Source organism: Chryseobacterium sp. A321 (assembly GCF_054489265.1).
In genome coordinates this window covers 1,255,721-1,270,916 of record NZ_JBTMWZ010000001.1, presented here as the reverse complement: position 1 = coordinate 1,270,916, position 15,196 = coordinate 1,255,721, and the positions used below count along the sequence as shown (strand labels likewise).

The following is a 15,196-nucleotide window of genomic DNA, read 5'->3' as shown; positions in this document are numbered from 1 at the left end:
CTGTGTCCTATTTTCTTCAATTCAAATGTTTCCTATTTAATTAAATAGTTCATTATGCCACACTTTTATTTAGAAAACGATTTTTTCTTGCTTATAAATTCATTTAAAAGGACATTTATAAACACGAGAACTACCATGCAAATTGCTACCCAAAGGACCGTTATATTTTCATCTTTATTTGCAACCGCAATAGCCAAAAATGCCCAAACAGCCACCAAAGCAAATGCGGACATCCTTTGTTTCCAAATCATAAATAAATGCAGGAGCGAGGCAATTGCAATCATGATTACGGTCCAAACCGTTTCTGAAATCCCAAAGCCTCCCCATTGTATTTTTTTGAGATACGCGGCTATATCGGCAATTAGAGCCACTGAAATCCAACCGGAATAAATGTAAAATGGCAAGCGAAGAAATAATGCAGTCTGCAAAGTTTTCGTGTCAAATTCGGATTGAATTTTTTGTATGATTTCAAATAAAGAAACCAACAACAACACCATGATGGGGATGGTTAAAAATGTATAGTCATACAACCACGCCAATACCCAAAAACTATTGGCAAAGCATGAAATAACAAACCACCAACCTATACTTAGAACCACTTTTTCTTTGGCCGTCGTTTGCTTAGTTAAGGGTCCAAAATAAATCACAAAGCCCAAAAGCCCCAAATAAATTAGTCCCCAAATCGAAAAAGCATATCCTGCTGGCGTAAACAGGTTTTGATATTTTGCAGAAATGGTTGCCATGGTTTCGCCATTAAAAGCACCTGTATTGGAGAGGTAATTAATAACAAGAGTTGCTATGAGTACCACTGCATTTACTATTTGAAATTTCTTTTTCATGCGGTTTGATTTTTAAGTTCTCTTTTTTTGAATGTAGTAAAGAAATACAGTACCAATAAAAATTGTGTATACCCATAAATCGCATCTTCAATCGGAATGGTGAGTATTCTAATTCCCAAAAAATCTTTTGGATTATAATTGACTATAGGCGTTTCTATTCCACTTCCCGTTAGAATTCCGTTCACTGGAAAGAAACCCAGCATTAGGACTGTAAATACAAGTGAGGCCTTACCAATCCAATCTACTCTGGCGATAAAATGCAAATAAACGAGTGTGAGAATAGTGGAAAGGGCGGTGACCAAAGTGTAGATTTTGTCGTGGTGCAGTAAAGCAATAACTGCACAAACAACAATAGCTACAAAAACAATTACATTATTAAAGCCCGACAACCCATCAATTTTGAAAAATTTGTCGAAACAGAAATAGGTAAATACGCAAGAAAACGGAATACAAATAAAGAACAGCCATTCTTCTATAGGCAATCCCGCAATCACAAATCCCAATGTATAATTCGTATTGAACCACCAAACGCCTTTTGCAGTGAACCATACGTCCCAAGCGATAAAAGGAATAGCGACTAAAATTGCGGATTTTAGAAATGCTCCAAAATGCTGGTTGAACTGCAATCGTTTGTCAAAAGAAGCAATAAAACAAATGATGACTGTAAAAAAAAGAATCAAAATATAAGTGTAGCTCATCATTTTTTAGTGGTTTTAAAGTACATTTTGAAATAAATGAGAGGCACATACAAAAACCCAAAGCATTCGCCCTGTTCTTTACCAATGTGCTTGTGATGTTGCTTATGTGCTCTACGCAATGCTTTGAAATACGGGTTTTCTGTCCGGGTAAAATACTTTAAACGTTGATGGATAAAAATATCATGCACAAAAAAATAAGCCATTCCGTAAAGCATGATCCCCAACCCGATATAAAATAAATAATTGAAATCTTTCAAAGATCCAAAATACATTAAAGCAATCGTGGGAAGTGCAAAAATGACAAAGAAATAATCGTTTTTCTCCAAAGCTCCTTCATTGCTATGGTCATGATGGTCTTTGTGCAATATCCATAAAAAACCGTGCATCACATATTTATGAATGAGCCAGGTTGCTCCTTCCATAAGTATAAAAACCATCACGACCAGTAGTAAATTCATATCCAGCGTTATTTTTGATTAAACTTATTTTCTAAAAATTCAAAACGATAATTGAATATCTCTTCAATTTTTTTTCTTACTAAAAGCGGATGTACTAGTTGACCGACTAGCCCCAATGGAAGCTCATAATCTACCGTGTCTTTCATTAACACACCCTCTTTATTTGGGACAAATTCGTGGTGATGATTCCATGATTTATAAGGTCCTTTTTCTTGAAAATCGGTAAAGCTTTTTTGAAAATCGACTTGCGTAATTTTTGTTTTCCATTTCAACGGAATTTTGAAAATCGGCGACACGGTATAATCAATTTCCATTCCTACAAAAATAGGTTGATCACCCAAATTGGTGTGCACCACAAAGCCCATGTCTTTGGGTGTGATTTTAGAGAGATTGTGTGGTGATGAGAAAAACGACCATGCCGTTTCTATAGGGCAGTTTAGTTGTTGTTCTCTATACAATTGATATTTCATTTCTAATCTTTTAATAACAAATCAATATTTTTTTTCAAAATTTCAGATTGAACTTTGCTTCGGTTCTTGACAATAAATTCTTTATCATTTTTGACGTGCGAATGATACCCTAAAAAAGTAGGTGCGTTTTTTTGTACCGACAGCCTAATAAATCGCAATTCTATATTGCTAGGGTCTTGTTCAATGGCCTTTTCTATATTTTTCTTTCCCGTTTTAAAGGTCTGGAGTTTGGTCATCGGACTGAAAACATGTTTTGCCCAAACGGTTTGATAACCTCCCAAATACCCCAAATAAAGGGATGAATTGTTTTTTTCTTTTTCTAAATCTCTAATCATTCTTTCGCACAATATCTTATCGGTTGCGGCTTTGCTATACCCCGTACGATAGGTTTGTAAATTCGACTGACTTACACTCCACATAAAAAATAAACTGGATGCGATGTAGATAAAAATATTCATTATAAATAGGTTGTTTTAAATCGCACATAACTTTTGAATGCGACAAATGCTTTCTCGGGATTAGACACTCGCACACGATTATTCAAAATATCTTTTGAGGATTTTGATTTTATTTTTTTAAACAACGATAAATAATACTTATACGCCAAATAAACTCCAAAAATAGCGACAACGGGTAATTTTTTAATACCGATTAACGCCTCTTTGAACTCCTGTTCAATTTCCTTTTCTATCTGACTTTTCACGTCATTATCGAATATTTTCATATCTACATTTGGAAAATAAGTTCTACCCATAACTTGATAGTCCTCCTTTAAGTCTCGTAAAAAGTTAATTTTCTGAAAAGCCGAACCTAACTTCATGGCATAAGGCATTAATTCATCATATTTTTCATTCTTTCCCTCGGTAAAAACCTGTAAGCACATGAGTCCAACCACTTCTGCAGAACCAAAAATATATTCGTTGTACAATTCGGAATTGTAATCTATCTTCTGCAAATCCATCTCCATACTGTGCAAAAATTGATGGATAAGCGTCGGGTCGATTTGGTATTTATGTACCGTTTCCTGAAAAGACTGCAAAATTGGATTTAATGAAATCCTTTCGGATAAAGCATTTTCAGTTTCTATTTTTAATCGGGTTAATAATTTTTCTTTGTCATAATCATGGAAACTGTCCACGATTTCATCCGCTAGCCGCACATAGCCATATATAGCATAGATTGCAGAACGAATGGAAGGCTTTAATGCTAAAATACCTAACGAAAAACTCGTACTGTATTTTTGTGTTGTCATTTTACTGACCGAATAAGAAAGTTCGTCAAATAGTCGTTTCATAAGGTGTGTTTTTAAAGTTGATGAACTTCGCTTGCTACAATTTTCCCGGAAATAATGGAAGGGGGAACCCCAGGACCGGGAACGGTTAATTGACCGGTGTAGAACAGGTTATTTAATCTTTTGTTTCTTATTTTTGGTTTTAGTACGGCGGTTTGACTAAGTGTATTTGCTAGTCCGTAGGCATTGCCTCCATAGGCGTTGTAATCGGTCATAAAATCAGAAACACAATAACTTTTTTTGTACTCAATTTTTGATTTTATACCGACCATTCCCGTATGCTTTTCTATTCTTTCAAGCATTTCGTGCAGATATTTTTCCCTAATCGCTTCTTCATCGTTTATTCCGATAGCCAAAGGCATCAGTAAAAACAAGTTCTCTTTTCCTTCGGGCGCGACGTTTGGGTCCGTTTTCGATGGACAACAAACATAAAACAACGGTTTTTCAGGCCATTTTTTATCACCATAAATGCAGTCGATATGCTCATCCAGATCGTTCTCAAAGAAAAGCGTATGGTGTTTTAGGTTGTCCATTTTTTCGCTTACTCCTAAATAATAAATCAAACTGGAGGGGGCAAACGTTTTTTTCGCCCAATAATTTTCATCATAATTTCTATATACAGGGTCTAAAAGTGTTTCTGTATGGTGATAATCAGAGGATGCAATAACGGCATCGAATTCATAGGCTTTACCGTCAATCGTCAAGGATTTCACTTTGTGCTTGTCTGCATTAATTTTTTCCACTGCTGCATTAAAATGAAAAGTTACCCCTTGTTTTTCTCCTACTTGTTGCATTGCCAATACCAACTGATAAAAGCCTCCCATAGGATAATGTGTGCCTAAAGCGTACCCGCCGTAGTTCATTAGACTGTATAAAGCAGGTATGTTTTTAGGCGAAGCTCCAAGGAAAATTACAGGAAACTCCATCAAGGTTCTTAATTTTTCATTTTTAAAATAGCGAGAAACGTAACTTCTAAAGTTGCTAAGCAAATCTAATTTTAAAGCACTTTTCGCTATTTTAGGAGAGATAAATTCACCCCAATTATGACAAGGTTTATTGACAAAATCTTGCATTCCTACTTCGTACTTGAATTTTGCCGATTCCATGAATTTTTCCAGTTGTATTGAGGCTCCTTTTTCGATCTTTTCAAACACAATTTTTAATTCCTCTAAACTTTCAGGTACCTCCAGGTTCTCATCTGAAAAAACCATCTCAAATTGTGGATTTAAAGAGATTAAGTCAAAAAAATCAGTGGTTTTAAATCCAAAATCTTTAAAAAACCGATCGATAATATCCGGCATCCAATACCAACTGGGTCCCATATCGAAGACGTAGCCTTCGCGGGTAGTAAATTGTCGTGCTCTTCCTCCCGGTTGGTTGTGCTTTTCAAAAACATGAACTTCGTGACCCGCCTTTGCACTGTATGCCGCCGCAGACAATCCCGAAAAACCGGACCCTATGATTGCTATTTTCATTTCACTGTATTTTTGCTGACTTCCTTTAATAAATTCTCTGAGTCAATATTTTGCTCATAAATGGGTAAATGGAAATCATTTAGTTTATTAAGAAGTCGTATCAATTCCATTTTTTCGATGTGATTAAGATCACCCGTTACTATTTTAGTGGCCTGCCTAATCTTATCCATTTGAGTATCTAAGGCTTCTAATCCTTCTTGAGTTATCGAAATAACCCTACTTCTCTTATCAAGGGATGAGCGATTTTGCGCCACAAAGTTTTGCGCTATTAAACGATTTATAATTTGCATTCCAGAGGGTTTTTCTTGTACATTTTTTTTAATCAATTCCATCTTGGTCATTTCACCAAAAGCCTTTAGATTTATTAAGAAAATAAAATCTTCCTGTGTAGAAAAATTAGATCCAAAAATGGCCGATTTAGAATAACTTTTCGCATAACGATTCATATGGATAAGGAGTGTATTGATAACGCTATCTGCACTCCTACCTTTTTCTTTACCTTCCCAATCCGGCTCTTCTTTGCTGTCTACTATCGTGTTATTCGTCACAATCCAATGGATGAAATCTTCCACAGAAGAATTAGATCTGGTACGATTCCCTTGTTCATATTGTTCTACTAAATCAACAACCTCTTTTATCAATTGATAATTCATTACACCTTAAATTTAGGATGTAAATGTACTAATTATTTTTTAAATAGTATTTTTTTAGACTAAAATAACGAAATATAGTTTACATTTGCACCAAGTAATTTTATTACCATGGAAAAAATCATTTTTATTGTTTTCGCAGTTCTACTGAACTTTAATTTGAACGCACAAAATGTAGGTTTCGTATCGGGTGTGGTAAAGGATAAAAACACACAAGAAGAACTGGTTGGCGCAACGCTCAAATTCATCGGAAAGGATACGATTTACACGACTACGGATGAAAAAGGGGATTTTAGTATCAAATTACCTGTAACCAAGTACAATATCGAAATATCGTCTTCTGGATACATTCCGATGATTGTATACAATATCAATGTGGGTTCTGGGAGCACTCAAATACTTCAATATGAACTGGATGAAATAAGCCAAGAATTGCAAGAAGTAGTCATTAAAGCGGGTAAATCGGTCAGGGCTACGGATATGATTACACCCCTGGCAACCCAACGATTAACATCGGAAGAGATAAAAGTAAATCCGGGAGGTAATTTTGATGTTTCAAAAGTGATACAAGTGTTGCCCGGTGTAGCCGGCGGCACGACTCCAAATCGAAATGACATAATTGTGAGAGGTGGGGGTCCGAGTGAAAATGTGTATTTCTTAGATGGTATTGAAATCCCTGTTTTAAATCACTTCCAAACGCAAGGGGCAAGCGGTGGTGCCACAGGAATTTTGAATGTCTCCTTTATCCAGGATGTTCAATTGACCTCGTCCGCCTTTAATAGTAAATATGACAATGCACTCGCATCCACTATTGTGATCAACCAACGAAATGGAAACCCGGATCGTTTGAGTGGTAACGTCCGACTTTCGGGCAGTGAATTTGCGATTATGCTGGAAGGTCCATTAAGTAAAAAGACCACATTTATGGCATCCGCAAGAAGGTCCTATTTGCAGTATTTATTCAAACTACTCGATTTATCCATTCGTCCTGATTATTATGATTTTCAATATAAAATTAATCACAAGATCGACAAGAAAACCGAAGTGAATTTTATCGGTTTGGGAGCTATTGATAATTTCAAACTCGCAATTCCCAAAAATAGCGATGCCAACAATGAATACATCAATCGAGCGAATCCTCTCATTCAACAATGGAACTACACGGTAGGAGCCAATTTGAAGCGATTAGTAAACAACGGCTATTTCAACCTTGCGTTAAGTAGAAATATGTTTTTTAATGGCGCAGAACGATATGAAAACAACGCTCTAAAAGAAGGCAATAAATTATATTCTCTCCGTAGCCATGAAACCGAGAACAAGTTGCGTTTTGACATGAATAAATTTGAAAACGGATGGAAATACAGCTACGGTGCCGATGCCCAATATGTAAAATACGATGCGGATGTATTTAGTACGATAAAAGAAGAACAAAGAGATGAAGAAGGAACTATAATCTCACCCGCGGTAAATTCTACAAGCAATTCGGCCATTGAATTTTTCAAATTTGGACTGTATGGACACGTGTCAAAATATTTTTTTGAGGACCAATTATTGGTGTCAGGAGGTATAAGAACGGATGTGAATACGTTCACGAAAACGGGTTTAAACCCAATCCAATCCTTATCTCCAAGGATTTCATTTTCGTATGTTCTGAGCGACCAATGGAAACTTTCAGGATCGGTTGGCAGTTATTATAAACTTCCAGTTTACACCATGCTGGGCTTTAAAGATGATTCCGGAAATCTAACGAATAAAAATCTGAAATACACCAATGCAATCCATTATACGATAGGAACTGAATACGTTCCTAAAAACGATTTACGACTTACCTTTGAAGCCTTTTACAAAGATTACCGAAATTATCCCGTTTCCTTAACGAATGGAATTTCTTATGCTAATATTGGAACCGATTATTCTGCAGTGGGTGGCGAGCCTTATACTTCCACGGGAAAAGGCAGGGTGTACGGACTAGAGGCCTACATACAACAAAAATTGGTGGAAAATTTATTTTATGTGGCCAGTGCCACGCTTTACAAATCCGAATTTGCTGGAATCGATGGAGAATTTAGATCTTCGACCTGGGATTATGGTTTTGTATTATCGAGTACTTTCGGTTACAAATTCAAAAACAATTGGGATGTCGGGGTAAAATACCGAATGGCAGGTGGACAACCTTACACGCCTTTTGACCTTGCGACTTCCACAGCGTTGTACCTCACCAACGGAAGGGGAATTTATGATTATTCCCAACTAAACAGCAAGCGACTTGGAATTTTTAATCAGTTGGATTTAAGGGTCGACAAGAAATACAATTTCAAAAAAGTGAGTCTGAATCTCTTTATTGATTTTCAGAATGTTTTAATGGACAAAACCCCTAATTTACCTAAGTTTACCTTTGAAAGATTGGAGGATAATTCGGGATTTAAAACCACAGATAGCCAAACCATAAAATCAGACGGAAGCAATGCCATTCCGCTAATCTTAAATGAGGAGTCCGCCACGATTGTACCCTCTATTGGATTTATTTTGGAGTTTTGATTCAGTAGGAATAGGGAAAGTAGAATATTCAATCGGACATGAAATCGAGTGGATTAAGAAATTCTGTTTACCCGTATTTGATACAGATATAATCGATGATGCTTATTTTATTTAATGCAAAGCGCTTTCCATCGTATCATACTGAAATACAAATCCCGCATCGATTATTTTCTCATTACTTACTTTCGAGCCTTCTAAAAGCATGGCAGCCATTTCGCCAAACATCAACTGAATAATAAATTTGGGGGCATTGGGTGAAAAACTCTTTTTTCCAAACGATTTTAACAATAATTTTGAGAATTCATTCATGGTGATAGGCTGGGTACTCACGGTGTTGAAGATTCCCGATAGTTCGTTCTCGCTTAGAATAAATTCATACAAACGAACTAGGTCACGTAAATCTATCCACGGCATGAATTGTTTCCCATACCCTAGAGCCGTATTGATACTCCACTTGGCTAAGGATGCCGTTTTAGCATACATGCCACCCTCTTTACCAATGATGATCCCTTTTCTCAAAACAATGGTCCTTATCCCTAATTGATTAAATTGAAAAGCCGCATTTTCCCATTCTTTGCAGACATAGGCTAAAAAATCTGTTCCGTTAGGGGATAACTCCGTAAAAACCTGCTCCGTGGTTACAGCTCCATAATAGCCTACAGCGGAGGAAGAAATAAATGCAGTAGGTTTGTTCTCAAGCTGACGTACATACTTAAACAATAAATTAATTGATTCGACTCGGCTATCGACAATTTCCTTTTTTCGCTTTGCGGTCCAACGTTTTTCAGTAATATTAGCACCCGTAAGATTGATAAGGACATCCACTCCCTCAAAGGCCTTTTCATCTATTATTCCCTTTTCAATATCCCACTCAAAAAAATGCAAATTTTCGTTTTTAGAACTTTTTTTAGTTCTAGTTAAAGCGTGAATTACATGCCCTTTCTGCAATAAATATTGAGTTAGATGTTTTCCAATAAAGCCAGTACCTCCTGCGATCAATAGGGTATTCATTACGTGTTTGTTTTTAGGTTATTTAACTTATTTTTTAAAGTGAAACACTATTTCAGAAATGGTTTTACAAATGTATACTTTAACACAGTTTCTAATTTTTCACTTGTAATTATCTTTCCTTGTGCTGCTGAATTTTTGACTACACTAGGTACATCCAATCTCTTTTCTCTACTTAGTGCATCGTAATATTCTGCTTTGGTAGGATGATAAGGTGCTACGGCATTGAAGATTTCACCCCCAATTTCTTGTTGAATTATTTGTATAAGAATACCCAAACAATCCTCTAAATGGATAAAATTGATAGGCCTATCTGGATTTTTCATTTCATTTTGTGGGCGAAGAAAATGAAGTGGATTTCTATCTTGACCTATCAATCCACCGAAGCGAACAACGGTGGTTTTAAAGTGTTCATTGCTTCTCAATAACTGTTCTACTTCTAACAGCTGCTTACCCGATTCCGTCTCTGGCCCTGGAACCGTTTCTTCGGTAACCCAATCGTGACGACTATTCCCATAAACCGAAGTGGAACTAATAAAAATAAGTCTTTTTACGGTAGAATTTTGAATGGAGGGAATTAAATTCTTGATTTTAGCAACAAAATTTTCATTCGTATCCGTCCTTAGTTTCGGTGGAATGCTAATGAGTAAAACTTCCTCATTATTTAGAAAATTTTCAATATCGCCTGCAACGGAATTCGTTTTCAAATCCAATAGAAAGGGTTCTATTCCCACTTGCTCAAGTTTAAGTAAATCGGTTGTATTCCTAACGCTCCCTTTTACTGCATATCCCATTTTAAAAAGGGCCTTTGCCAATGGGAACCCCAACCAGCCACAGCCCAAAATCGCGATTGATTTATTTGTATTCATTTCAATTTCTTTTTATAAACGCTCGGCACCCTTTTCCCTGCAAAACTAAGGATACCCGTTCCAAATCCGGGCAACCCTTTTTTGAAGTATTCTAAATTCTCATTCAACTTTTCAGTCTGCAATGCTGGATTAAGCACTCCGAATTACGGATCAGCATCGAGGCCCGAACCTGCTGCCCAATGCCCGTTTTTCCTTCGCACCACAAAATAAACTCCCTCTCTTTGACTTGCAAAAAAGGGAGTTTCCAAATTTATTTTTGAAATAAGTTATCTACTTATACACTTTTAAGGCACTTGTCAGTAGATCCACCTGTGCATTGAGGGATTTGCTAGAGGGTTCCTTTCTTAGAGCCGCTAGTTTTAAATCCAGTCCCTTTTGAATGGTCTGAGCTAAGAGCATTTTCGCCTGTGCATTTTCACCTAACTGTCCATGCACCTGGGTAAAGATTTTGGTAATCTTGTGAGTGGCTAGGTAATCGTCTGAACTCATAATCCATTCGTATCCTTTTTCAGCCGCCGCGCCTGCTACAGGGTCTCTAAATTTTAGAAAAGGATAAAAAGCAACGGTCGAGGCAATTTCTGCGCGGTGTTTCTCAATCTTATTCTCCACCACAATCGGAATCAAAACGGTCATGACATCAGAAGACAAACCTTCCAATTCCACAGATTCTAGTTTTTGTTTCGCCATTTGTGGATTGATCTGCGCAAGTGCCCCAAGAGAATTCCCTTTGATGGAATTGGATACCTCTGAAACTCCTTTTTCATACAGAGGTAGATATTTGGCATTTCCCGTTTTAGAAAGCGCACCAATGGCAGCTCCTCTTACAAGGGTTTTCTCATCGGAACTTGCCAGTTGCTCTACTTTAGCAAGCGCTGCTTTTTGATGGTCCGATCTGGAAAGATCAAGTCCACTAAGCGCCTCAATTCGAAGTCTAAAGTTTGAATCGTTAAGTCCCTGCTTAAGCGTCTGAATTGCACTTGCATCCGTAAGATTTAAAGCGGCATTTGCAAGGGCATGCTGCTTAGGTAAAAACTCTTTCGCCGTTTGGTATTGAAGTAGATATTGCGTAGGGGTTTTCGATTCAGTAATCTCGCTTAACAGCACGCCGTCTGAATTTAGATTGACAAGTTTTGGATTTTTGCCAACTGGAATCGAAAACTCATTCTTCGCTTTTGCACTGACCCAAACAGTTTCTCTTTTTACGGCGTTATCTTCTACAATGTCCACTGCGATGGGGAATTCAAAATACCCTCCTCCTTGCGTCTGGGCAATGGAGAGTACGATTTCTTTTTTCACCGGTTCAAAGCGAGTGGTATAGGTAAGTTTAGGATGACCTCCTCCAAAATACCACTGAGTAAAGAACCAATTCAAATCCTTACCGGATACTTTTTCAAAAGCGAGACGCAAATCCGCTGCTTCTGCCGTTCCGTATGCATGCGTCGTCAAATACTGATTTAGTCCTGCGAAAAAGGCATCGTCTCCTAGGTAATTTCGAAGCATGTGCAGAATCCCTCCTCCTTTGTTGTAGGATACGGCATCAAACATATCTTCCCTATTGTGGTAATTGTAGCGAACCAAATCTTTTGAGATATTGGAAGGATCACCAAAGTAGGCCTCTAGTTCTTTAAAGAGTCCATAGTCTGCTACGTCTTTTCCGTATTTGTGTTCGTTCCACAGGTATTGCGAGTAGTTTGCAAAGGATTCGTTCAGCGTTAAGTTGCTCCAGCTCTCCATAGTGACCAAATCGCCAAACCAGTGATGAAACAGTTCATGAGCGATAGTATCCTCCCACGTATTTTCATCCACCAATTGAGAAGGTTTTTGTTGAACTTCCTCGGCGTGAAGTACGGCTGTCGTGTTTTCCATCGCCCCACTCACGTAGTCTCTTGCGCTCATCTGCGCATATTTGTTCCAAGGATAATCGTAGTTTAATCGCTTTGAGAAAAACTCAATCATCTCGGGTGTGTGTCCAAAGATTTGCTTTGCGTAGGGTTCGTATTCTTTCTCTACATAATAATCCACAGGGATTTGGCGCCATTTGTCTTTGACCACGGCGTAGTCCCCTACTCCCATAAAGAAAAGGTAGGGAGCATGCGGCTTGTCCATAACCCAGTAGTCGGTACGAAGATCTTCACCCACGTTTTTTGAACTCTTTAATTCTCCGTTCGAAAGCGTGATGTACTTTCTCGGCACGGTCATGTAAATTTCTTGAGTCGTTTTTTGGTTGGGTCTATCAATGGTTGGAAACCACACGGAGGAACTCTGGGTTTCTCCTTGGGTCCATACTTGGGTCGGCTTATCTTTGTCTTCTCCTAAGGGATTGATGAAGTATAGACCTTTGGCATCCGTGATGGCCTGGCTTCCCTTTTGGGTAACCTGCTCCGGTCTTGCTGTGTATTTAATATAGACTTTGTAGTTTTCATCCTTTGCATAACGCTTGTCTAACTGAATCTTTAGAAGATCGTCTGCATAGGTATACTTTAGAGGGCTTTTTGAGCCTGCTTTCTCTAGAGCCACTTCGTGAATGGCCATGGCCTTCGCATCGAGAACGAGCGAGTCGCTAGGATAAAAATAAGGACTTGCGGTAAGGGTTGCCTCCCCGTTAAGTTCCATTTTGGAATAATCAAAACTCACCTTTAATAAGGTGTGCTTTAGACTGGTATATTTAGTGGAGGTCGCCTGATAAGGCTGGGTGCGTCCTGAATTTAAAGTTTGCGCCTCAAGGGAGCATCCTAAAAAAAGACCGACAAGAGAAAGGGACAATAAAGTACGTTTCATACAACTGGGATTTTAGTAACTAGTCTCAAAATTAAGCCTAAAGTTACAAAAACCGCCCGTTAGATTCCTCTATTGCAGTGAGAATTCCTAGGATCTTAACACCACGAAAGGAAACCTTCGTATGCTAAATCCGCAAAATGAGAGTAGAAGTTTAGATTGCGACAGGCGCTTTAATTCCGGGATAAGGATCGTAATTCTCAAGCGTAAAATCGTCAAAATCAAAATCAAATAGGGACTTCACCTCCGGATTCAAACGCATCGTGGGAAGGGCTTTTGGTGTTCTGGAAAGCTGCCTTTCCACCTGCTCAAAATGGTTGTTGTAAATATGCACGTCCCCAAAACTATGGACGTAGTCTCCTACTTCAAGGCCTGTGACTTGCGCCACCATTTGAAGTAGCAAAGCGTAACTTGCAATGTTAAAAGGCACGCCTAGAAAAACATCGGCGCTACGCTGATAGAGTTGCAAAGAGAGTTTGTTATCGGCGACATAGAACTGAAACATGGTATGGCAAGGCGCTAGAGCCATTTTTGAGATTTCCGTTGTATTCCAAGCAGAGACAATTAATCGACGAGAATCCGGATTCGTTTTAATCTGCTCCACGACCTGTGAGATTTGATCAATCACTTGTCCCCCTGAACCTTCCCAACTTCTCCATTGCGCGCCGTAGACGGGACCTAAATCTCCGTTCTCGTCTGCCCATTCGTCCCAAATGCTGACACCATTATCGTTCAAATACTTTACATTCGTATCGCCCTTTAAAAACCATAGCAGTTCATAAATGATAGACTTTAAATGCGTTTTTTTCGTCGTCACCAAGGGGAACCCTTTGGAAAGATCGTAACGCAGTTGATAGCCAAAAATGCTTTTTGTCCCTGTCCCTGTACGGTCCGTTTTGTTCGTTCCGTTGTCTAAAATATGCTGTAATAGGTCAAGGTAATTTTGCATGGCTAAGTGTTAAATCTAGAGGTTGGCTGTATTCTGAGCGTAAATATATAACTAATATTTTACTAAAAAAAAGTCTAGTGCCTTTGATGTTCTTGGAATTTTCGGTACAGTTTCAAAAGGCGAAGTTGCTTCTCAAAACGCGCCATAAAGCCCTTATGGTGGAGAATTGCGCCCGCAGCAAGCCCAATGCACGCGCCCATTAACGAATCTAAAAACCGAGCCCAAATGAGCGCATTGTGGGAAACCCCGCTCCCTAAACTGGTCTCGGCCAAAAGAATGGTAAGGGGCGTAATAAAGATCACGGCAAAGAAATAATTGCGAACGACAAGGAGTTCAATAATGACTTGCAAAAGAGCAATTAGAAACACGAGAGCAAGAGGCTCAGGTTTTAAAAGTATTAAGAGCCAGGTGAGCCCAATCCCGATGAAGGTACCCAGAACCCGGTGTGTATTTCTTTCGGTGGTATGGGTTAAATTTCGCCCTTGCAAAATGGCTAAAGTAGAGACTGGAATCCAGTAAGGACTTTGAGGATCTACGGCATAGCCAAGTAATAACGCTAAACTTACGGCTACCCCTAAAATCAAACTCTCGGCTGTAATCGTGTAGCGGTTTCGTCTGGGTTTTACTCTTGGAATGTGCACCGTGGCTTTCGCAATAAAAACTGAGTACACAAAGGCAAGAAAGACCGAGACCATCGCTCCAAGAGCAAAGACCCCAATTCGAACGGGAAGCAGCTCTAAAGAAAACGTAAGGTTGGTCGCTACGGCAGCCACCATAATAAAAAAGAAATTCCGAGGCGGAGGTATATCAAAATATCCGCAAAGCCAGTGGGTTAACACGGCAATCAAAAACAGTGAAAAAACGCTCCAATACGGATTAAAGGAGAAAAGTAAGGAAGTGGAAAACGCGACGATCATTCCGAAGGCGCAAACGATTAAGTGAACCATTCGCTTTTCAAGGGAAGCGTGCGTAAAATAAAGAATCGTTAACGCTCCAATAGAAGCCAAATTTCCGTATGGCTGATTCTCAAAATACCAACCTGCAAAAAGACAGACCCCAATGCAGAGTCCCGCCAAAACTGGAAAATGCCAAAGCCTTTCGGTTTCCCTAATGTGAATCATGGAAGCCAAATGGCTTCTCAAAGGCGTTTGCAAGTTTCTTTTCATTTGGATCTTT

14 protein-coding genes are annotated in these 15,196 nt (G+C 38.6%); 1 reads left to right on the top strand and 13 read right to left on the bottom strand.

The features are described 5' to 3' along the window. Positions 1 to 65: 65 nt before the first annotated feature. Genes ACX3PZ_RS06010 through ACX3PZ_RS05975 form a run of 8 tightly spaced genes read right to left on the bottom strand, consistent with a single transcriptional unit; the run spans position 66 to position 5,884 of the window. Complete coding sequence (locus ACX3PZ_RS06010; RefSeq protein ID WP_459112234.1) at positions 66 to 839, bottom strand: tryptophan-rich sensory protein; 774 nt, start codon at positions 837 to 839, stop codon at positions 66 to 68. After that, the gene (locus ACX3PZ_RS06005; RefSeq protein ID WP_459112233.1) at positions 836 to 1,540 is read right to left on the bottom strand and encodes a lycopene cyclase domain-containing protein; all 705 of its coding nucleotides are present in this window, start codon (positions 1,538 to 1,540) and stop codon (positions 836 to 838) included. The genes ACX3PZ_RS06010 and ACX3PZ_RS06005 overlap by 4 nt, the downstream gene beginning before the upstream one ends. Next, a complete protein-coding gene (locus ACX3PZ_RS06000) occupies positions 1,537 to 1,995 on the bottom strand; it encodes a sterol desaturase family protein (RefSeq protein ID WP_459112232.1) in 459 nt (152 codons plus the stop codon). The genes ACX3PZ_RS06005 and ACX3PZ_RS06000 overlap by 4 nt, the downstream gene beginning before the upstream one ends. An 8-nt stretch (positions 1,996 to 2,003) precedes the next feature. Continuing rightward, the gene (locus ACX3PZ_RS05995) at positions 2,004 to 2,465 is read right to left on the bottom strand and encodes an SRPBCC family protein (RefSeq protein ID WP_459083604.1); all 462 of its coding nucleotides are present in this window, start codon (positions 2,463 to 2,465) and stop codon (positions 2,004 to 2,006) included. A gap of 2 nt (positions 2,466 to 2,467) precedes the next feature. After that, positions 2,468 to 2,923 (bottom strand): hypothetical protein, encoded by a 456-nt coding sequence (locus tag ACX3PZ_RS05990; protein ID WP_459112231.1) that lies wholly within the window; start codon positions 2,921 to 2,923, stop codon positions 2,468 to 2,470. Continuing rightward, a complete protein-coding gene (locus ACX3PZ_RS05985) occupies positions 2,923 to 3,759 on the bottom strand; it encodes a phytoene/squalene synthase family protein (RefSeq protein ID WP_459112230.1) in 837 nt (278 codons plus the stop codon). The genes ACX3PZ_RS05990 and ACX3PZ_RS05985 overlap by 1 nt, the downstream gene beginning before the upstream one ends. Before the next feature lie 11 nt (positions 3,760 to 3,770). Continuing rightward, positions 3,771 to 5,231: a phytoene desaturase family protein gene (locus tag ACX3PZ_RS05980; RefSeq protein WP_459112229.1), complete on the bottom strand. Its 1,461-nt coding sequence runs from the start codon at positions 5,229 to 5,231 to the stop codon at positions 3,771 to 3,773. Next, the gene (locus ACX3PZ_RS05975) at positions 5,228 to 5,884 is read right to left on the bottom strand and encodes a MarR family winged helix-turn-helix transcriptional regulator (protein ID WP_459112228.1); all 657 of its coding nucleotides are present in this window, start codon (positions 5,882 to 5,884) and stop codon (positions 5,228 to 5,230) included. The genes ACX3PZ_RS05980 and ACX3PZ_RS05975 overlap by 4 nt, the downstream gene beginning before the upstream one ends. Positions 5,885 to 5,992: 108 nt before the next feature. Here ACX3PZ_RS05975 and ACX3PZ_RS05970 point away from each other — a divergent pair, with 108 nt between their 5' ends. Next, positions 5,993 to 8,419, top strand: coding sequence for a TonB-dependent receptor (locus ACX3PZ_RS05970; RefSeq protein ID WP_459112227.1), 2,427 nt, complete (start codon positions 5,993 to 5,995; stop codon positions 8,417 to 8,419). 111 nt (positions 8,420 to 8,530) lie between these two features. On the opposite strand, the gene ACX3PZ_RS05965 is transcribed toward ACX3PZ_RS05970, so the two are convergent. The 5 genes from ACX3PZ_RS05965 to ACX3PZ_RS05945 all read right to left on the bottom strand — a co-directional run bounded on the left by ACX3PZ_RS05965 (position 8,531) and on the right by ACX3PZ_RS05945 (position 15,186). Beyond that, the gene (locus ACX3PZ_RS05965; RefSeq protein WP_459112226.1) at positions 8,531 to 9,430 is read right to left on the bottom strand and encodes a TIGR01777 family oxidoreductase; all 900 of its coding nucleotides are present in this window, start codon (positions 9,428 to 9,430) and stop codon (positions 8,531 to 8,533) included. Positions 9,431 to 9,477: 47 nt separating this feature from the next. Beyond that, positions 9,478 to 10,296, bottom strand: coding sequence for an NAD(P)H-binding protein (locus ACX3PZ_RS05960; protein WP_459112225.1), 819 nt, complete (start codon positions 10,294 to 10,296; stop codon positions 9,478 to 9,480). A gap of 270 nt (positions 10,297 to 10,566) precedes the next feature. Beyond that, positions 10,567 to 13,074, bottom strand: a complete 2,508-nt coding sequence (locus ACX3PZ_RS05955; protein ID WP_459112224.1) for a M1 family metallopeptidase — start codon at positions 13,072 to 13,074, stop codon at positions 10,567 to 10,569. Between the two features lie 151 nt (positions 13,075 to 13,225). Beyond that, positions 13,226 to 14,020, bottom strand: coding sequence for a thymidylate synthase (locus ACX3PZ_RS05950; RefSeq protein ID WP_459112223.1), 795 nt, complete (start codon positions 14,018 to 14,020; stop codon positions 13,226 to 13,228). A 74-nt stretch (positions 14,021 to 14,094) separates the two neighbouring features. Next, entirely contained in the window at positions 14,095 to 15,186 is a 1,092-nt protein-coding gene (locus tag ACX3PZ_RS05945; RefSeq protein WP_459112222.1) for an FUSC family protein, read from the bottom strand. Positions 15,187 to 15,196: the final 10 nt, after the last annotated feature.